We start from the raw sequence: 19,037 nt of genomic DNA, 5'->3' as shown, positions 1-19,037 counted from the left end.
TGGCTGTACCTCTCCACCCCGCCCTGGTGCGGGGGCGGCTGCGGGGTGTTCGTCCCCGCGCGGCTGGGCCGGCGGACCCGCTACGAACTAGCCGATGTCCGTATCCGGCACGCCCTCGACGACCTGCTCGGTCTCGTCCTGGCCGTCGACCCGACCGCCTGCCCCGACGCCGCCGACAAGGACTGCTGCTGATGAGCCTGCCCCTGATCTCCCTCACCCCATCCGGCCCGACCGCGCAGCGCCGCACGCTCCTCGCCCGCCGGATCCGGCTGCTGGTCGCCGCCACCATCACCTACAACGCGATTGAGGCCGTCGTCGCGATCAGCTCCGGCGCCGCCGCCAACTCGACCGCGCTCCTCGGGTTCGGCCTCGACTCGATCATCGAGATCTCGTCCGCCGCAGCCGTCGCCTGGCAGTTCGCCGCCCACGACCCCGAGGCGCGAGAGAAGATCGCGCTGCGGATCATCGCCTTCTCGTTCTTCGCGCTCGCCGCCTACGTCACGGTCGAATCCGTACGCGCTCTGCTCGGTGGCGGCGAAGCCCGGCACTCGAGCGTCGGTCTCGTCTTGGCCGCGGCCTCGCTGGCGGTCATGCCCGCCCTGTCCTGGGCGCAGCGCCGAACCGGCCGCGAACTCGGCTCCCGTACCGCCGTCGCCGACTCCAAACAGACCCTGCTCTGCACCTACCTGTCCGCGGTCCTGCTCGCCGGCCTCGCCGTCAACATCCTCTTCGGCTGGAGCTGGGCCGACCCGGCTGCGGCCCTGGTCATCGCCGCGGTTGCCGTCAAGGAAGGCCGCGAAGCCTGGCGCGGCGACACCTGCTGCACCCCATCTCAAAGGAGCGCGGCGGCACCAGCCGACCACTGTCAGGACGGTTGCTGCGCAAGCGCGCCACCCTCCTGATCTCGCGAAACGCCCCGCGACCCCGGCTAAGCACCATATAAACGACATGTGGCCGAACCCGACCCGCAACGGCGCAGCCCCGGCCGGCCGCCTCTGACCGAGCTCACCCTGACCACCCCGAAGATCACCGCCATGACCCCTGAGCAGCGAGCCGCATTCGTCTCGCTGCTCACCGACATGATCGTCAGCTGGCGCCAGGAGCAACACCTCGAACATGCCCGCGCGGCGGCAGCGCAGACGGAAGGTCACCAACCAGAGGAAGCTCCAGGTCACAGCCCTGCGCCATGATCAAAGAGTTCGTATGCCGTAACCTCGGCTCCACTCCACCTACCTGGGAGCGACCCCCAGACCCCACGTTGCGGTGGGCGCCCCTGGGCGGTTCGCTGACGGGCCGCCGTGGGCCGTGCCTTTGCCGTACGCGGTGACGACCCGCGTCGAAGTTCCGGAGCCTTGGCTGAAGTGCATCTCAACTTCATCGATCTGCCTCAGCGACGGGGGCTTCTTCGTCGTCTAGTACTAGATCGCGTGTTATTTCGCGCCCGATTTGTCTTCCCGCCGCTGTTGGACGCCACCGGAACCAAGCGACGAGTCGTCGGCTCTTCCTTCGCGGGGGCCGGCGGCGCCGAGTGACTATCCCTCGTTAACGCTAGTAAGCGTCGTTGCACTGCGGGCCACCAATTCCCGTGAGGAGCCATTTGCGCGCTTCGTACGAGACATGCAAGTCCTCCCACCGCGAAGATGAACCCGATCAGAGCTTTTTCTGCGACGAATGCGAAGACGCTCATCAAAATGCTGAATAAGCCCAGCCCAATCGAGGTCGCCACGCGCCGATCGACGAATTGACGGAATCGGTGGGATTTCCGCATCGAAGGAGCTGCGGTCAACACGCCCGGAACCACATCCCAACTCGTGCCCTCGTCTTTTGGTGCCCGGCCGTGAAAGCTGTGCGCTATAGCGGCGCCAACTGCAAAACCGAAGCTTCCTATCGGTTCACGCGCAAATAGTAGTACAAACCCCATTATTGCGAAGCAGGCCCGCATCAGCCCAAGGGCTGAGCGCCGAAGCGTTCGGCTGTCACGCATGATCGCAAGACACGAAATGGAGCCCACTGCGGCCAAGACCAACGCCTGGATCCCCGCAATCCGCCTCTCTTCCTGTAGAGAATGGAATCCCTCCTGAAGCATAGTTATCACAAGGCCCGTAAGTGCGGCGCCGAACAGCGTTCTAGTGAATTCTCGAAGATCTGTAAGAATAACTACTGCCACGCCAACCAGGCAGGCAGCGGCGATTGCTGCGGGACCAACCCACACAGCTGGGCTGGTGGCGGCGACAACAGCGCAGCCCAGCGCGCAGGAAAGCGAACCTATGCGGAAGTAGCGAACGATCGGGGCCCGCGGCGGCAACTGGCGCATCCACTTGGTCGTTGCAGTTACCAGTCCGAGGATGAGAAACAAAAACAGACTTCTGTAGCGATAGTCGTTGCTCCATATATTGGTAAGCACGTTGCCGGCCGCTCCGGACAGTAGCGTGGTCAGAATCTGCCACAGTCGGTCGCGCCAACTCATGGGTGTAACGGCTGTTCGTCGGCTCACAGGTCCACTGTGGCGGCTGCGTGCAAGCCGTTTTGCCCGACCTGAAGTCCCCAGGCCGTGGATGCACGGCGGCTCGGGCTCATCGATTTCGCGCACCGACGTCAACTGGACCACCTCGTGACGGTGGTGCTGCGAACGTCGGGCGACGCTTGATGTGTGGCGCCGCTGATCCTGGCAACCTTAAACCCGAGTCATTTTCAAGATCTGTGTGTGGCGTGTCCGGGCGACCGAGGGATTGGCCCTGGGTTGCCTTTGTTGCCGTTGCTACCGGCGCGCGGGCTGGTCAAATGGACAGACAACGGACGACCGAAGACGAAGGGTCGGTCGTACGCCGGGTGTGACCTATCCGCGGGGGCATTCGTCGCCGGCCGGTTAGCCCTTGTTGCCGCTGCAGCGGGCGCGCGAGCTGGTCCAACGAATGGCCAACGGAGCGCCGAAAACGACGATGCGGCGGTCGCTCCGGGCGGTGTTCGGCCCACCCAGAAGGACACCCAACAGGACGGGAGCGCGGGTGACTGGTTGCGCCCGTCTGCCGGCTACGCCGAGCCGTGGTTGGCGCGGATTCAGGCGGTTGTTTCCTGCCACGGATCGATGATGGAGATCCCGATGCCAGTGAAGTCTTTCGTGTTCCGCGTTGCGAGGGTCGCCGCCTGAGAGCGGCAGATCGCGGCGATCTGGGCGTCGAATCCGCTGATCGGGTAGCCATCGCTTTCGCGGTCCGCGACCACGTCCGCATACGCGGTGGCTGCGGCGAGGTCGAAGGGCAAGACCTGTCGTGGGAACGCGGCAAAGATCTCGTTGGCGGCCTGATGCAGCGTCTGCCGGCGTCGACCCTCCGGTAACCGTGCGATGCCATAGCGGATCTCCGCGACGGTTACCGCCGTGGTGTACAGCCCGGTGCTGGAAGTCTGCTGTAGCCAGGCGAGCACTGCTGGCTCTGGCGCGGCGCGCATGAGCTCAGAAACGACGTTGGTGTCGAGAACGATCATCACTCGTTGAAGTCCGCCGCGCGGGGTGGCATGGTGCGGGCCGGAACGTCCAGGTCCACGCCACGGAGCTGCGCGAACCGCTCGGTGAGCGCGCTGAAAAGGTCGTTCCGCGGACGCTCGTCCTCGGTGGCGGCCTCGGTGAGGATGAGACGGATCTCGGCCTCCATGGAACGGCCGTGCCGGGCGGCACGCAGGCGGAGCTTCTCCTTGACGGAGTCGTCAAGTTCTCTGATGCTCAGGGCCGCCATTGCCTCGCCTCCTCGCCTTTCACGACTGATAGCAATGCTAGCGCAGGTGAGCTGTCAGCGACCAGTCATGGGCCGCCGTATGCGACGTGAACTGGTGAACGCCCCGGCATGGCATCCCCGACTAGGCCGCCATAGCGGTTCGCATGCTGCAACGTTCGGCCCACCCGTACTGCCCTGGGGGCGGACCCCCAGGCCTCCCCCAGGCCCCACGTTACGGTGGGCGCGTTGGGCGGGTCAGTGCCGGGCCGTTACTGGTCGCGCATTCCGTGTACGCGGCCTGTCGTGGCCTAGCGGCTCGGCGTCCAGCGGAACGGCAGTCGGCCGCGAGGGCAACGGTCTTTGAATGAAACCGCGCGTGCCCGGAGGCAGGCGGCGCGGTCGGCAGGATCTGAGACGTATCTCCTATTTTCCGGAGTTACGGACTATACGTGCAGGAATGTTGTACTCCTGACAGATCGCCAATAGCCCGCTGCCGTCAATGAGTTGGAGGGGCTTGCCGTTGGCAAATTCGTAACTGCTCGGGCCATAGCCGCTTGTGGTGATCAGAATGCCGCTCTTGGCGCCTTCATGCTGCATCGTTCCGTACAGGTCGCGCACGGCGGTCGGGGGCACGGTCTTTCGGTACAGCTTGGCCTGAATGACATACTTTCCACCGCGGATAGGGGCCGGATCGTAGGCGACGCAGTCGACGCCGCCGTCCCCGTCGGCCCTGAAAAGCTTGGTGTCGAAGCCCATCCGATCGAAGAGATTGTGGACAAAATACTCGAATTCTTTGGAAGTAAGTTCAAGAAGGTTCGGCCTCTTGTCCAGTCCGCTCATTATGTCTACTGGATCGATGATGCGCGGGTCAGCCATCTTGAATTCCATGACCGGCGTGACGGGCTCCAATTCTTCGGGGTTGCGAGAAACGTCGGCGGCAAAATATTTGCGAATGCAAGCTACCGGGTCCAGTTGCTCCAGTACGAGACCTTCGAACTGTTCTCGTGTGGCCCGCAACGTGATCAGGCAAGGCTGGACCGGTTGTCCAGAGGTACGGTCAATTGCGTCAACGATGCCATTGAAGACAACGGTGCTGACAAGACCTGAGTGCTCTGTTGCGAAAATTGATCGTATGGCACGGATTGCCAGCTGTGCGACCAGGGTCTGATAGATCGCCCTCGTCTCAGCGGCTGGGCGCGCCGTGGCGTCGATCTCGTTTCGAGCCTTAACCCACCTGAAGATCTTTTTCGCCGGCACGATGTCCGGTGTGGGAAGGCGCCACTCAAGGGCCAATAGCGTGGACTCGGGAACGTAGCCGGCCAGGCGCTGGCGGGGAAATCCTTCCGGATCAGCGACCTGGTCGATCATTATCTGAAAGTACCGGCTGACTGCATGCCGATCGCCGTTGTTCACGGCTGATGCGAATGCAGCGATACTGCTGTTGTATCTAGCGACTTCGGCATCAACTTCACCTTGTCGCTGCCTATGCGCAGTTCTAGCCGCGGCGACACGGCGTTGCCTGGCCAACTCGGCGGTTTGATGTCTCTCGCCTGCTGCGACGTACGTCCGTTCCGCTGCCTCTCGTTCTCTCGCATACCGTGCCTCACCGCCGAACAGACGACCGACAGGTCCCGGCGGCGCGGGCTCGAAATCCTGCCAACGTGGAGCGGGTTCAGGGTGCGCGTCGGAGCCCAGTTCGAGCGGCACCGTCACCGGTGCTCTCATAAGTCGGTCGAGACTTACATGCGGCGGCGGCGAAGCGAGTGATCTGGCGAGTATGCCGGTCAATTCGCTTACTCGAGCGGAAGCGGCCGTCGTCATCTGTGCGGCTTGGTCCTTGCGGCTCTGCTCTAAGGCCAAAGCTTGCTCGCGCGCTTGTTGTCGTGCCGCCTGCTCGGCGGCTCGCCTTTGCGCCGCTATGTCTCGCTGAAGGTTGTCCGATCGCGAGCCTGATGCCATGCCACCCTCACTGCGACTCGTAGAGTGGTCGCAACGTTACCCAACGGAGTGGGGGCCGTGAAGTTTGTCGATCTTTCGGCTTCAGTCCAACAAGTCATGACGGGGTTACCTTCCAGCCGCGAGATACCGGCACAATCCATGCGCTGAGTCAGCTTGGTGATCCGCCGTACAGCGCCCGACCAGGGGTCGTGGAGCCGTTCGTGCGCGCCGCGAGTTTGACGAAGGGGTCAACATCGGCATGCCGGCGACGACGGTGAAGCGGTTCGTATGGTGCAACGTTCGGCCCACCATGCTTGCCTGGGGGCGACCCCCCAGACCCCACGTTACGGTGGTGGCGCTCGGCGGGTCGGTGACGGGCCGTCGCTGGTTGCGCCTCTCTTGTACGCGATCAGTCGCGCGGCGTCGGCGCTCGCTCAGGGAGTGTCGATGGCGAGGACGCCCAGCAGTCCGGCGAAGCCAGTTTTGACGTCGCGGGTTAGGACGGTCCGGCCGGTTTCGGCGGCGCGGGGCGCGATGATTAGATCGTGGGCGCCGCGCGGTGGGCGCGGCTCGGCCGCCTTCGAACGGCCGTGAGCTGCCAAACGCCCCGGTCGGGCGGCAGCTGTGACGACGGCGAGGCGGTTCGCGCCCACCAAGCGCACGTATCGCTACCAGCACCGATTTCCGTCAACGGTCTAGGACACACCCTCGGGTCAGACCTTTCCGCCCCGGCTCCGGCCGATCACCTGACATTCGCCGGTGTTGCGTCGTCGTACTGGTAACCGCCACAACGCAGGAAGGACGGGGTCAATGCCTAACCAACGCGAGGTCGACGAGGCCGAAATCCGGCGGCAGATCGAGGGGATGGTCGACGGAATCGCCGCCAAGGATCTCGAGGCGCTGCGGCGAGCCTATGCGCCGGACGTGGTTTCCTTCGACGTCGAGCCGCCGCTCCAGCACGTGGGGATCGAGGCGAAGATGGAGAACTGGGCCCGAGTGTTCACATTCTTCCAGGAGGTGAGCTACGAGGTGCGCGACCTGGCTCTCACCGTGGGGGATGAGGTGGCGTTCGGCCATTGTTTCGGCCGGCTCAGTGGGAGGCTCGGCAACGGCACGGCCACCGCCGGCATGTGGGTCCGCGGCACCTTCTGCTTCCGGAAGCTCGACGGCACCTGGTTGATCGCTCACGACCAGGCTTCCGTCCCGTTCGACGTCGCCACCGGCCAGGCAGTCACCGGCCTTGAACCCTGACCGCCCTCCGGCCGGGCCGGGGGTGTTACCGCAGCGACACGGTGTCGCCGAGCGAGACCGGGCCCGGCGACACCACCTTGAGGTAGATGCCCAGGCATGCCATCCGCCCGACCGCTGACACCCGGTGCTCGCGAGCCACGGTGCGCAGGATGTTCGGATCGGCCGGTAACCCGTCGTGCGTGAGGGTGGGTATCACGCACCGCGGCGTCGGGATGATGCCCTCCAACATCGCCCCCGACGGCGATCTGCCGCCCCGCCCAGCCGTCTTCGGGGAAGCCGTCCTCCGGCATGTCGATGACCAGGTTGGGGCGGAACCGGCGGGCATCGAAGTTGCCGCCCGGGTACGCCCGGCCCAGGCTCCCCAACGACGCGGTGGTGACCGCATGCACCGTCGCGAAGTCGAAGAAGCCGTTCGACCGGCCGGTGGTAAACGCCGTGCCCGTCTCATCCGTGGTGATCGGGCCGTCGCCGGCCGTACCGTCGAACCCCGGAATGGGGCGCTCAAGCACCAGGCCGTCGGGAGGCGTGTCGCGCACCGACACCCGCCGATCGAGCAGCTTCGACAGTTGGTCGGCCAGTTCGGGGTCGCGGGCGTCGTAGGTGCCGCCGTCGGGCAGCGTGACAGCCGCCGCGCCGGGCCCGGTGGTACGCGCCCGGCAGTGCAGCAACGGTCCCCACTTGCGCGGATGCTTGACGCTGCCGATGCGACCTGTCCCATCGGTCACCGCGAAGGCTCGGTCGCCGGCCAGCCCGTCGCCGGTAACCTCGACGGTGTCCAGCCGCTCGCCAAGCATCGATTTCAACGGGAACCGGTACAGCTGGGCGACGGAGATCACCATCGAATGCTAACAATTTCCCCCGCCCGACCGATGGCCGAAGGCCCGAACACGGGATGGCCAACCACCGTCCGGGGACGCGGGCCGCCGCACCTTCCTCGGACCTTTACCGCGCCGTCGGCGCCCGGTCTTGTTGATCAGAAGGTCACCGGTAGGGAGCCGAGCCGGTGGCCGATCGGTGCGGTCGGCAGCCAGTCCGGTGTCTCGTATGCGGGCCGGAGGTTCGGGCAGCGATCCAACAGTATTCGTAGGCATTCGTCGGTCTCCATCCGCGCCAGCGCCGCCCCCAGGCAGTAGTAGGCGCCCATGCCGAAGCTCAGATGCCGGTTCCGTTCGCGCGTGATGTCGAAGACGTCCGGGTCGGGAAAGACGTCCGGATCGCGATTTGCGGCCATCAGCGCGAGATAGACGTGCTTTCCGGCCGGTACGGTCTGGCCGGCCAGTTCCACGGCTTCACAGGCGACCCGGCCGACGACGCCGGCCGGTCCGTCGCAGCGCAGCATCTCCTCGACGGCGAGTGGCGTCAGATCGGGATCGGCACGAAGCAGGGCCAACTGGTCGGGGTTGCCGAAGAGCAGGACAAGGCCGTTGGCGATGAGGTTGGCCGTGGTCTCGTGGCCGGCGAAGAGCAGCAGCACGCAGTTGGCGACCGCCTCGTCCTCGGTGACTATCCCCTCGGCTTCGGCGGCCATGAACATGCTCAATACGTCCTCGCGGGGGGTGCGGCGGCGTTCGGCCGCGATGAGCCGCAAGTACTCGTGCATTTCGACCATGCTGCGCTGCGCCTCGCGCAACTGCACGAGGTCGCCGTTGCCGAAGATCGGGAGGATGCCCCGCGACCAGGCCTGGAGTTGCTCGCGGTCGCTGACCGGCATCCCGAGCAGCTCGGCGATCACGTTCGCGGGCAGCGGGTAGGCCAGGTCGCGTACCACGTCCATCTGGCCCTTCGAGGCGACGACGTCGAGGAGCTCGTCGGTGAAAGCGCGTACCCGCGGCCGGAGCCGGTCGACCATCCCCGGAGTGAAATAGCGTTTGAGCAGCTTTTGGAAACGGAGGTGGTCGGCCGGGACGGTGTGCCCCATCCACATCTCGATGGAGCGTCGGACCGGGGCCAGTTCCTCCTGCTCGGCCGGCGTCAGGCGATTGAGGGTCCGGGACATGTCGGCGCTCTCCATCCGGCTGCTCCGAAGTGCCGCGTTGATGTCCGCGTACCGGGTCAGAAGGTAGGCGTCGAGTTGGGGCAGCCACGAGAGCGGGCTCTCCGCGCGAACTCGATGGAGAAAGCCGTTGGGGTCCGCGGTCGCTTCAAGCGTGAATAAATCGTAGTCCCGCACTGCGGCGGCTTGGTCGCTCATGATGGCGATTCTGCGCAAGAAAATGATCGTTATCTATGCCATAAGCTCCGCTGCCGACTGCGGAGCGACGTCGGAGGCGGCCCATCCGCTCCGCGAGCTGGTCAAACGGCTCAGCATCGGACTGCCGGCGACCGTGACCGAGCGGTTCGCATGGTGCAACGTTCGGCCAACCGTACTAGCCAGGGGCGACCCCCAGACCCCACGTTACGGGGGCGCGCTGGGCGGTCCGGCGCTGTCGCTGCTCGCGCTTCTCGCTGACGCGAGGGATTCGCCAACGTTGCCGTGCGTTCCGGCTGGGGCCGCTGATGATCGCGCAGGCCAGTTATCCCCGATCCGACGGCCGTGGCGAGTGACGAAGTGGCCGGTTCGTCCTCGATGGCATCGGCGGACTCGTCTGGCCGCATGGCGAGGGCGTCGAATTCGGTGGCAGAAGGCTCGGCCAAATCACCGTAGCCGCTTGCTGCTAAGGTAGTCGCATGACGTCTTGCTATACGACAATAGACATCAAGATTGGGCCGCCCGGTCGGTAGGCGTGCTGCGGCGGTTGGTGTCGCAGGTGCGGGGCTTGACATGGCACGCTTACGACAGCATCCGCCGAGAGGTGAGGCGATCCGATGAGCGTGTCAGCGCTAGAGCACCCAGAGCCGTGGACCGAGGAGGAGTACTTCTCGCTCGGTGAGACCGCGAACCGAATCGAGCTGATCGATGGGAGCCTGTGGGTGAGCCCCGCGCCGAGCAAGCGCCATCAACACATCGCGTTCTTGCTTGCAAAGGGACTCTACGACTCGGCGGAGCGAGCGGGTCTGCTGGTGCTGCAGGACGTCAATCTCCGGCTGGTGAGCGGACGCGTACTCCAGCCCGACGTGGTTGTCGCCGACACCGACGACATCGGAAACGCGGTTGAGGCCGCCGAGGTGAAGCTCGTCATCGAGGTGGTATCGCCGAGCAATGCCGGGACGGATCGCCTTCTCAAGCCTCAGCTGTACGCGGCGGCCGGGATTGGATGGTATCTGCGGGTCGAGCAGCCGCAGGACTCGGTGGAACTGCACCTGGAGAAACTGGCCGGTGACCACTACGCCCGGGTTGCGGTCGCCACGCCCGGCGAGGCGCTCGCCTCCGCGGAGCCATTTCCCTTCGAGCTGGAGATAGCTTCACTGCTGGATCGACGCCGCCGCGACTGAAGCAATGGTTCAACGGGTGCGTGAGCGCCTGTGCGCCCGTATCACTTTCCTCGGCAGGTCAACGCGGGCAACGGCTACGACGCGGTTCGCATGGTGCAACGTTCGCCCCACCGTATCTTCCTGGGGCGACCCCCCAGACCCCACGTTACGGTGGGCGCGCTGGGCGGTCCGGCGCCGGGCCGTCTCGGCTCGCGCTCTTCCAGTACGCGACGAACACTCCCGGGCATCGCCTTCGCCGTATGGCTCGGGTCGACGTGCCAACGTCAGGGCCGACCTGCGTAGCACTTCGTAGCACACGCCGCTAAGCTGCACTTATGGTCGATCCTATGCGTCATGAGATTACTCAGCGGGAGCTGCGTAACGACTCTGGAGCCATCATGCGCGGGGTCGAACGCGGCGAGTCCTACACGATCACGCGGAACGGGACCCCGATCGGTCGGCTGATCCCGCTGCGGCGGCGCACCTACGTGCCTCGCGAGCAGGTGATGGCCGCCTTCGCCACGGCCGCGGTCGTCGATCCCGACCGGTTGCGCGCTGATCTTGACGCCGCCGTCGAGCAGGATCCTTTCGATCGTGACTGGTGAAGCCACGCGCGGTCTGATCGACACAAATATCGTCGTTCATCTGGCCGCCCTCGATCCGGCCCTGCTGCCCGACGAGATGGTTGTCAGCGCGGTCATTCTGGCCGAACTATCCGCTGGCCCCCATCACACTGACGATCCTGTGGAGCGGGCCCGGCGGACCAGCGTGCTGCAGCACACCGAGGCGACCTTCGATCCGCTGCCGTTCGACGCCGAGGCGGCCCGGACCTACGGCATGGTATGCGCGGCGGTCCTGGCCGCCGGACGAACACCGCGTCGCCGCGTCGCGGATCTCATGATCGCCTCGGTCGCGGCCGCGAATCGGCTGCCGCTGTACACCACCAACCCCGGCGACTTCGTCGGACTGGATCAGCTGGTCAAGGTCGTAGCCGTACCGCGGCCGGCCGGCCCATGAAAACCAGCGTTTCGGCGCGTGGCAAACGGTTTACCCGGGCAACAAGCGCCTGACGCTCGTGCCTGCCACGGCTGCGGGCAGCGGACCGCCGGCGACAAGATTGAAGCGGTTCGCATGGTGCGACATTCGGTCCACCCAACCAGCCTGAGGGCGACCCCCAGACCCCACGTTACGGTGGTCACCCTGAGCGGGTCGGTGACGGGCCGTCGCTGGTTGCGCCCCCTTTCCGTACGGGATGAGCCGCGCGTGGGTGGACTTCGTCCCGTCGACAATGGGCACGTCGATTTCGGTACACAGCTCGCGTGGCGGTGCCCAACCGTCGAAAGCAGTACGCCGCCGCAGCGTGGTGCGGGCGGCTCCGCGACTGTGCGAGGTCGTGGACGACGAGCTGGCTGATGTAGTGCGCCTCGCCGGCAGCGCCCGTACGGATGTCGGCAGCGCCCTTACCGAGGACTTCGACGAAGCGCCGTGCCGCTCACCTCGCCCGAGCTGCGCTTCGAATTTCGCCCACCACGATGCACGAACCGTCGGGAGGTGCTGCTTTTGATGTTGCAGCCCGTCGAGGTCGGGGCGCGAGCTGACCGATTGTCATGCCGACATCGCTGAGGATGCCTCGCAAAGTGCCCTTGGCGATGTCGGGGTCGCCGTGCACCGGGACAGTCGTGCCGCGCCCGTCCGGATGGCGCATGATGTGATGGCTTTCGCTGACCCTCGCTACCTTGAAGCCGTGCCTTCCAAGGCGCGAACGACACGCGCTCCGGAGACGGAAGGAAGCGGAGCCATTAGGCAGCCAGCGTGACCGAAAGCTCCCGAGGAACGCCGAACTCCTCGATCAGCCCGATAAGCGCCTGGCGGAGATCGTCGAGCGCGGTGTCGAGGGCTGGCTGTTCAGGGCGGGCGGCAGCGCGACGCGGCGCCCAGGGGACGCCGCGCCGCTGATGGTGTTTGTGGACCGGGATCAGCTGGGACTGCAGGAGACGGTGGGCCACGTCCAGGTGCCGTTGGTTTGGATGGTCGCTCCCCAGTTGTTGCCGCTTCCGTTGGGTTTTGCGACGAGTTGCTGGGCGCTCGGGTAGGTGGCGTTGATGTTCCAGGTGGAGAGGACCTTTTCCGGCGAGGGGACGCTCATGGTGACCGTCCAGGTGCTGGATCCGCTGACGCTCACGTTGAGGTTGTAGCGATCGCTCCACTGCTGGCCGGCCGACAGTGTCGCGGTGCAGCTACCGCCGCCGCCACCACCGCCGCCACCGCCACCGCCGCCGCCGCTGCTGCCGCCGGAGTTGAGGGTGACGCTGGAGTTGCCGCTGCCGCCGCCCCAGGCCTCGGTCGCCATGATCTCGTAATTGCGTGAGCCGAGGTTCATGCCGTGGCTGGCCCAGGCGTTCACGAAGTTGGAGAACGTGATGGTTCCGCTGCTGCGGCGGGAGTTGCGGATCGCGATGTACTGGTTGAAGGTGCACGAGTTGCCGGTGATGCAGGGCTGGTTGACCTGCTGGTGCTCGATGATGGTGTACGTGCTGCCGTCGCTGGTCATCGTGCCCATGTTGGTGCCCTGGGTGGGCGGCGAGCCGACGTAGTTCTCGATCACGTAATACTCGACCAGCGGGTTGGTCGTCCAGCCGTAGAGCGACATCAGCGCTGTGCCGCCGGATGCGTTGAGGCTGCCGGTGTAGGTCACCGCGTTGTTGCTGCCGGTGCCCCAGCCGGCGCCGGCGACGAAGTCTCCGATGCCGTTCCACGAGGTTGAGTAGCTGTTGCCCGAGTTCAGGGTGATGCAGGCCGACCCTTGGCCGTTGGACCACATCTGGTAGTAGTAGCCGCTGTTGTTCCCGGTCTGGTTCGAGCAGATCTGCGTCGCCGCCAGCGCGGGGCTCGCCATCGCCACGGCGGCTGCGCCCACGGCCAGCGCCACACCGGCATGCAACAGCCTGGCGCCCAGACGTCTCCGGCTCGCCGGACGGGTGGAAGTGTCGTCCATGTGCGGGTGCCCTCCTTGATGAAGACGGCCGGGAAGCCCGGCTCGGTGATGCGGCCCGGTCGGCCGGTGCCGGCGGCCATGGTCGACGACCACGGCGCACCACACGTGGGAGCCGGCGGATCCGCCCGAATCTATTGAGCCCTGTCGATGACAAAAGTGTTGCCGAGCGATGTCCGGGTGTCAACAACTTCCGGAGATACTTCGGTACTTACGTCTCGCCGATGACCGCGCTCTACTAGGTTTCTGCAGCTCGTAGCGGAGTGATGCCGGTTCGAGATCCATCGTGACCGATGGGTATCCTGGCTCGGAGTCTGTGCGAGCAAGGGCGCAACCGAAAATACCGACTATTTTCCGGAAGTTCTGGGCCGAGCGTGCCGCGCGGCGGGTGGTGCCTGCGGAACGGCAGAACCGGCTGGGTGAACGGCTGGCCGAGGACGCGGCCGCGGTGTCGGCCGGGGTTGTGGCGGGCGCCGCGACTCAAGCAGCCGCTTGTGTTGCAGGCTGGCCGGCGGACGCGTCCTGCAGCCGGACGTCGTGGCCGATGCCGACAACGTCGGAAGCGCGGAAGGTTAGGCACGACGGGCCGGGGCCGGTGAGCGGCCTCGGCCCGTCGTTGGTGGGTCAGCTGCAGGTGGTGCCGTTGAGTTTGAAGCCGGTCGGGGCGGCCGCGTTGCCGGTGTGGCTGGCCTGATATCCGATGGTGGCCGAGCCTCCCGGCGGCAGGGCGCCGTTGTAGCCGGCGTTGGTCGCGGTCACTGTGCCGCTGGTCGGGGAGTAGGTGGCGCTCCAGCCGGAGACGATCGTCTGTCCGGAGGCCAGCGTGAAGGTCAGGGTCCAGCCGTTGATGGCGGCGGTGCCCGTGTTGGTGATGGTGATGTTGTTGGTCAGTCCGGTGTTCCACGCGCTGACCGTGTTGTTGACCCGGCAGGTCCCGCCCCCACCAGGGCTTGTCGTCGGTGCCGTGGTCGGCGGCGTGGTGGGTGTGGTGGTCGGCGGGCCGGCACCGCCGGCGGCGGCGTTGACAATGGCGCTGATGATGCCCGGCTGGGTCACCGTGGCGGAGCTGCGGTCGAAGAGGCCGAAGCCGTACTGGCCGTTGAAGCCGTTGTCCCAGTACGCGGTGGCCGCACCGTATTTCTTGGCGGTGGACACCAGGGCGCGTGCGAAGTTCGTGCGGTACGTGTTGTTCGCCGAGTCGAAGGACGTCTTGTCGATCGAGCCGTATTCACCGACGAAAACGGGATATCCGCGTACGACGAAGGCGTCGTACATCTTCTTCAGCATGGTGTCCATGTAGTCTTCCTGTCCCCAGGTCGACTTCTTTGCCGTATTGGTCGCGGCCGATCCCCACTGCGTGATGTTCCCGTCCTCCTGGCCCGTGAAGTCCCACGGGTCGTAGTAGTGAACGGAGATCATGATCCGCTGTTCGCTACCGGGGATGGAGGCGGACCGGTACTGGTCGGTGGGTAGCACGAAGCCGTAGTTGCCCGCGGTGTACTCGATGTTGGTGTTCCAGCCGGGGACGAGCAGCCAGCGCGAGGTGTTGGTGCCGCCGGTCTTTCGGACGGTGTCCACGAAGATCTGGTTGTAGGCGTTGATGTTCGAATAGCACGCCGAGGTCGGATTGCCGTACTGCCCGTCGAACTCCTCGTTCATGGATTCGAAGATCAGGTGCTCGTTGTAGCTCTGGAATTTCGTCGCTACCTGTTGCCAGACCTTCTGGTACTTGTTCCTGATCGTCGTCTGGTCGGACGAATCGCAGATCAGCCAGGAGCCGGTGACGGACTTGTAGCCGTCGCCATGCATGTTGATCAGCACGTAGAGGCCCTGGTTGTAGGCGTAGTTGACGACTTCGGCGATTCTTGTCAGCCAGGCCGGATCGATCGTGTAGTTCGGGCCGGCCCCGATGTTCCCCAGGTAGGAGACCGGGATGCGGATCGTCTTGAAGCCCGCCGCCTTCACGCGGTCGATGAGGGCCTGCGTGACGACCGGGTTGCCCCACGCCGTTTCGCTGGGGATTCCGTTGGCGTTGGCCTCCAGCTGGTTTCCCAGATTCCAGCCGGCACCCATGTCGGCAACCAGCTGAGGAGCGGTCAGCTGGGGTGTGACGGCGGCCGAGGCGGGCCTGGTCACGCCGTACACGGCTCCGGCGAAGGCCAGGGTGGCGGCAAAGAATGCGAGCCCGGCCTTCCTTACTGTCGAATTCATGGACCTTCCTCCCGTACGGTCTCGAGCGCTGGAACCGGCGGTGTCTCCAGTCCGCGCCCGGCGACGAGTGTCGCCGTGGTCATCGAAGCGCTTCGATGCCGATCCGGTCAAGAGCTGGCCCGCCGTGCCCGGCCGGCACGGCAAAAGGACCGGCCGACAGGAAGTCGGCCGGTCCCATAGTTTCGGCATTCAGTGGGTGAGGACCGGCTCGGAGTCCGGGTCGACGGCGAGCGGGCCGCTGCGGAAGACCAGCGCGCCGACGAGCGCGCAGAGGACGAAGAAGCCGGCCGAGCACCAGAACACGGTGTGGTAGCTGTGCAGGGAGGCCAGCGCGACGGTCTGCGCGTTCGGGACCTTGCCGTGCAGGTAGCTGGTCGCCGCGCTTGCCGCGAACGAGCTGAGCAGGGCGGTGCCGATGGAGCCACCGATCTGCTGGGCCGTGTTGAGTGTGGCCGAGGCGACGCCGGCGTCGTGGTGCTTGACGCCCGAGGTGGCCGCGTTCTGGACCGGCGCGAAGATCAGGCCCATGCCGAAGCCGATGATGATCAGGGCGGGCAGCACGTCGGCGGCGTACGTGGAGTGCAGGCCGAGGCGGGTCATGTAGACCATGCCGGCGGCGCCGATCAGGGCGCCCGCGGTGACCATCGGGCGGGGGCCGAAGCGCGGGGTCAGCCGGGCGCCGAGCGTGGTGGCGCAGACGATGACGGTGGCCAGCATGGGCAGGAAGGCCAGGCCGGACTGGACCGGGGTGAAGCCGAGGATGCTGGTCACGTAGTAGGTGAGGAAGAGGAAGAGGCCGAACATGCCGATGCCGGCGATCGCCATCGACGCGTACGCGCCGCCGCGGTTGCGGTCGAGCACCACGCGCAGGGGCAGCAGCGGGTGCGCGACCCGGCGTTCGATCGTGGTGAAGACGGCCAGGATGATCACGCCGGCGAGGACGAAGCCGTACGTCTTGGGGCTGTGCCACCCGTCCGCCTCGGCGTTACCGAGGCCGTAGACCAGGGAGACCAGGCCGAGGACGGCGGTGACGATGCCGGGCCAGTCGAGCCGGTCGCGGTTGGCGACGCGCTCGTCGTTGAGCTTGAGGAGGCCGCCGACGACACCGGCCACGGCGAAGATCAGGTTGATGTAGAGGCACCAGCGCCAGGAGGCGTACTCGGTCAGCACCCCGCCGAGCAGCAGGCCGACCGCGCCGCCGGCGCCGGAGATGGCGCCGAAGATCGCGAATGCCTTGCCGCGCTCGGCCGGCTCGGTGAAGGTGATCGACAGCAGCGACAGCGCGGCCGGGGCCAGCACGGCACCGAACGCGCCCTGCAGCGCCCGGGCGGCGATCAGCATCTCGATGCCGTTGGCGGCCCCGCCGAGCGCCGAGGCCAGCGCGAAGCCGACCAGGCCGATCAGGAACATCTTCTTGCGGCCGATGAGGTCGGAGAGCCGGCCGCCGAGCAGCAGGAGGCTGCCGAACGCGAGGGCGTAGCCGGTGACGACCCACTGCCGGCCGGAGTCGGAGAAGCCGAGGTCATGCTGGGCGGTCGGCAGCGCGATGTTCACCACGGTGGCGTCCAGCACGACCATGAGCTGGGCCAGGGCCAGCACCACCAGCGCCCACCAGCGGCCGGTGTCCTTCTGGCCGGCCGGTGGCGCGACCGGTGTGAGCTGCGGTTCTGCGGTCGTCGTCATGAGTCCCTCGATTTTTGGAAACCGTTTCGAAACATAAGCGGAGGTGTGTCCTCCACATCGAACGCCCGGGACCGGGGGCGGATTCCAGCTACCCGCTGTTGGGGAGATCACATAAGTTGAGGTATCTTCTCCAATTATTAACTCCGGGTGGGGTGAACGTGAACGACGAGCGACCGCTGCGCCGCGACGCGCAACTCAACCGCGAGCGCATCATCGCGGCCGCCCGCGAGGTGTTCGCGGCGCGGGGCCTGAACGCCTCGCTCGACGACGTCGCCCATCACGCCGGCGTCGGCATCGGCACGGTGTACCGCCGCTTCCCGACCAAGGAGGCCCTGCTCGAGGTCGCCCTGGACGAGCGGTTCGAGGAGCACGTACGCGCGGCCGAGGACGCTCTGGCCGCACCGACCGGCTGGGAGGGTCTCGTCGAGTTCCTGCGCCGCGCGGCCGAGATGCAGGCCGCCGACCGTGGCCTGCGCGACCTCGTCCTCGGGGCCGACTTCCACGCCCGGCACAAGGCCCGGGCCCGCGACCGCATCGAGCCGGCCATCCGGCAGGTCATCGACCGCGCCCACCGCGAGGGCTCGCTGCGGCCCGATGTCACCATCGAAGACCTGCCCCTGCTGCTGATGATGGTCAGCGAGGTCGCCCACCACAGCCACACCGTGCGCCCCGACGCGTACGCCCGCTACCTCCAACTCCTCATCGACGGGCTACGCCGTTCCCCCGATGCGGACGACCTCGGGCCGCCGCTGAACCGCGATGAGGTCGACGCCGTGGCCCGCCGTTGGATGCCGAGATCGCAGCAGCGCCGGCCCTGACCACCGTGTGAGCCGGCGCGGGTTTCTGTTATCCGCGAAGTGGGCGGCGCTCTCCCGTGGGTGTGGCGTCGTGGGGCGCCCGCGGCCGAGAGGAAGTGCGGGATGGCAGGTTCGCTTCGTGGGCGCGGGCGGGCATCGGCTCTGGTGGCGGGCGGGCTGCTGGTCGCGGCGCTGGCCGGCTGCTCGGGCGGCGCCGACCAGAGGGCGAGCGCGGGGCCCGCACCAAGCATCGAGGCCAGTACCGCGGCCCCGGGCCCGGCCTCGGCCCCCGCTTCGGCCGCTCCCCACGTCAGCGCGTCGGCCACGGGCAAGCCGACGGCGAAAGCCTCGCACCCAACGGCCCCGGCCAAGCCGGCACACACCGCCGGACGTCACACCGTTCTCATCGTCAACGCCACCCAGCAGACCCTGTGGGTGGCGGTCACCCAGCAGAAAGAACATCCGGTCCCGCGGACCCGATGGAAGCTCGCCCCCGGAGCGTCCACCAGCGTGCTCCTGCCGAAGGGGTGGGGCGGCCGGATCTGGGCGCGTACCGGATGCCACACCGACGGCAGCGGCCGCAACGTGTGCCAGTCCGGATACTGCGCCGACTCGGAAGCATGCGTGCAGCCCGACCCGGCCCCGACCACCCTGGCCGAACTCGCGCTGGACGCCTGGTCGGGTCTCGACTTCTACGACGTGAGCATGGTCGACGGGGCGAACCTGCCCATGTGGATCAATGTCTTCCACACCGCGACCAAGGACCCGTTGAGCAGCCGCGGTTGCTCGTCCGCCGGCTGCACCCGCCCGATCACCTGCCCGGCCGCGATGCGGGTGACCCGCGGCGGGACGGTCGTGGCCTGCAAGAACCCGTGCGCGGCGTTCGATACCGACGCGACCTGCTGCCGGGGCTCCTGGGCCGGGCGGGAGAAATGCGTGCCGTCGCGCTGGCCGGTGGACTACACGCAGGTCTTCAAGAAGGCCGAGCCGTTCGCGTACTCGTACGCCTTCGACGACTCCGCCACGATGTCCTGCAAGGGCGGCTGCGACTACCGGGTGACCTTCGGGCTGAGCCCGGCGACGCGCTGACGCGCCGTCGCTGGT

Annotated in this window: 17 protein-coding genes and 1 pseudogene; 9 read left to right on the top strand and 9 right to left on the bottom strand. The window is 66.6% G+C overall.

The genetic code is table 11. From position 1 onward, the window contains the following. The 3 genes and pseudogenes from AB0M88_RS17280 to AB0M88_RS17270 all read left to right on the top strand — a co-directional run. Positions 1-192, top strand: a pseudogene (locus tag AB0M88_RS17280) (transcriptional regulator); the annotation flags it as partial. Beyond that, a complete protein-coding gene (locus tag AB0M88_RS17275) occupies positions 192-902 on the top strand; it encodes a cation transporter (RefSeq protein WP_364102373.1) in 711 nt (236 codons plus the stop codon). The pseudogene AB0M88_RS17280 and the gene AB0M88_RS17275, both read left to right, overlap by 1 nt. A gap of 48 nt (positions 903-950) precedes the next feature. Beyond that, positions 951-1,190 (top strand): hypothetical protein, encoded by a 240-nt coding sequence (locus AB0M88_RS17270; protein WP_364102370.1) that lies wholly within the window; start codon positions 951-953, stop codon positions 1,188-1,190. A 1,867-nt stretch (positions 1,191-3,057) separates the two neighbouring features. Here AB0M88_RS17270 and AB0M88_RS17265 read toward each other — a convergent pair. The 3 genes from AB0M88_RS17265 to AB0M88_RS17255 form a co-directional block, all read right to left on the bottom strand. Then, on the bottom strand, positions 3,058-3,483 hold the full coding sequence (locus AB0M88_RS17265; RefSeq protein WP_364102367.1) for a type II toxin-antitoxin system VapC family toxin: 426 nt from the start codon (positions 3,481-3,483) through the stop codon (positions 3,058-3,060). Then, positions 3,483-3,731 carry an Arc family DNA-binding protein gene (locus AB0M88_RS17260; RefSeq protein ID WP_364102364.1) on the bottom strand — a complete coding sequence of 83 codons (249 nt, stop codon included), beginning with the start codon at positions 3,729-3,731 and terminating at the stop codon, positions 3,483-3,485. The genes AB0M88_RS17265 and AB0M88_RS17260 overlap by 1 nt, the downstream gene beginning before the upstream one ends. A 402-nt stretch (positions 3,732-4,133) precedes the next feature. After that, on the bottom strand, positions 4,134-5,078 hold the full coding sequence (locus AB0M88_RS17255; protein ID WP_364102361.1) for a restriction endonuclease: 945 nt from the start codon (positions 5,076-5,078) through the stop codon (positions 4,134-4,136). A gap of 1,380 nt (positions 5,079-6,458) precedes the next feature. On the opposite strand from AB0M88_RS17255, the gene AB0M88_RS17250 reads away from it, so the two are divergent. Beyond that, the gene (locus AB0M88_RS17250; protein WP_364102359.1) at positions 6,459-6,899 is read left to right on the top strand and encodes a nuclear transport factor 2 family protein; all 441 of its coding nucleotides are present in this window, start codon (positions 6,459-6,461) and stop codon (positions 6,897-6,899) included. On the opposite strand, the gene AB0M88_RS17245 is transcribed toward AB0M88_RS17250, so the two are convergent. Both AB0M88_RS17245 and AB0M88_RS17240 read right to left on the bottom strand, forming a co-directional pair. Further along, on the bottom strand, positions 6,833-7,738 hold the full coding sequence (locus AB0M88_RS17245) for an MOSC N-terminal beta barrel domain-containing protein (RefSeq protein WP_364102356.1): 906 nt from the start codon (positions 7,736-7,738) through the stop codon (positions 6,833-6,835). The two genes, AB0M88_RS17250 and AB0M88_RS17245, sit on opposite strands and share 67 nt — an antisense overlap. A 134-nt stretch (positions 7,739-7,872) precedes the next feature. Further along, complete coding sequence (locus AB0M88_RS17240; protein WP_364102353.1) at positions 7,873-9,090, bottom strand: cytochrome P450; 1,218 nt, start codon at positions 9,088-9,090, stop codon at positions 7,873-7,875. A gap of 614 nt (positions 9,091-9,704) precedes the next feature. On the opposite strand from AB0M88_RS17240, the gene AB0M88_RS17235 reads away from it, so the two are divergent. The 3 genes from AB0M88_RS17235 (at position 9,705) to AB0M88_RS17225 (ending at position 11,267) form a co-directional block, all read left to right on the top strand. After that, entirely contained in the window at positions 9,705-10,271 is a 567-nt protein-coding gene (locus AB0M88_RS17235) for a Uma2 family endonuclease (RefSeq protein ID WP_364102350.1), read from the top strand. Between the two features lie 326 nt (positions 10,272-10,597). Continuing rightward, a complete protein-coding gene (locus AB0M88_RS17230; protein WP_364102347.1) occupies positions 10,598-10,855 on the top strand; it encodes a type II toxin-antitoxin system prevent-host-death family antitoxin in 258 nt (85 codons plus the stop codon). Then, positions 10,812-11,267: a type II toxin-antitoxin system VapC family toxin gene (locus AB0M88_RS17225; protein ID WP_364102344.1), complete on the top strand. Its 456-nt coding sequence runs from the start codon at positions 10,812-10,814 to the stop codon at positions 11,265-11,267. Before AB0M88_RS17230 ends, AB0M88_RS17225 begins: the two co-directional genes overlap by 44 nt. Before the next feature lie 475 nt (positions 11,268-11,742). On the opposite strand, the gene AB0M88_RS17220 is transcribed toward AB0M88_RS17225, so the two are convergent. The 4 genes from AB0M88_RS17220 to AB0M88_RS17205 form a co-directional block, all read right to left on the bottom strand. Further along, positions 11,743-11,955 (bottom strand): type II toxin-antitoxin system HicA family toxin, encoded by a 213-nt coding sequence (locus AB0M88_RS17220; protein ID WP_364102341.1) that lies wholly within the window; start codon positions 11,953-11,955, stop codon positions 11,743-11,745. 270 nt (positions 11,956-12,225) lie between these two features. Continuing rightward, positions 12,226-13,245: a glycoside hydrolase family 11 protein gene (locus AB0M88_RS17215; RefSeq protein ID WP_364102338.1), complete on the bottom strand. Its 1,020-nt coding sequence runs from the start codon at positions 13,243-13,245 to the stop codon at positions 12,226-12,228. 621 nt (positions 13,246-13,866) lie between these two features. Next, positions 13,867-15,453 (bottom strand): cellulase family glycosylhydrolase, encoded by a 1,587-nt coding sequence (locus AB0M88_RS17210; protein ID WP_364102335.1) that lies wholly within the window; start codon positions 15,451-15,453, stop codon positions 13,867-13,869. Between the two features lie 189 nt (positions 15,454-15,642). Further along, positions 15,643-17,136: a DHA2 family efflux MFS transporter permease subunit gene (locus tag AB0M88_RS17205; RefSeq protein ID WP_364102332.1), complete on the bottom strand. Its 1,494-nt coding sequence runs from the start codon at positions 17,134-17,136 to the stop codon at positions 15,643-15,645. Positions 17,137-17,294: 158 nt separating this feature from the next. Here AB0M88_RS17205 and AB0M88_RS17200 point away from each other — a divergent pair, with 158 nt between their 5' ends. Both AB0M88_RS17200 and AB0M88_RS17195 read left to right on the top strand, forming a co-directional pair. Further along, entirely contained in the window at positions 17,295-17,954 is a 660-nt protein-coding gene (locus tag AB0M88_RS17200; protein WP_364102329.1) for a helix-turn-helix domain-containing protein, read from the top strand. 102 nt (positions 17,955-18,056) lie between these two features. Then, a complete protein-coding gene (locus tag AB0M88_RS17195) occupies positions 18,057-19,022 on the top strand; it encodes a thaumatin family protein (protein ID WP_364102326.1) in 966 nt (321 codons plus the stop codon). Positions 19,023-19,037 lie beyond the last annotated feature (15 nt).

The sequence above is a fragment of the Actinoplanes sp. NPDC051411 genome, assembly GCF_040682075.1.
Taxonomy (GTDB): Bacteria; Actinomycetota; Actinomycetes; order Mycobacteriales; family Micromonosporaceae; genus Actinoplanes.
The sequence above is the reverse complement of the archived record's forward strand: the minus strand, read 5'-3'. Positions and strand labels throughout refer to the sequence as shown.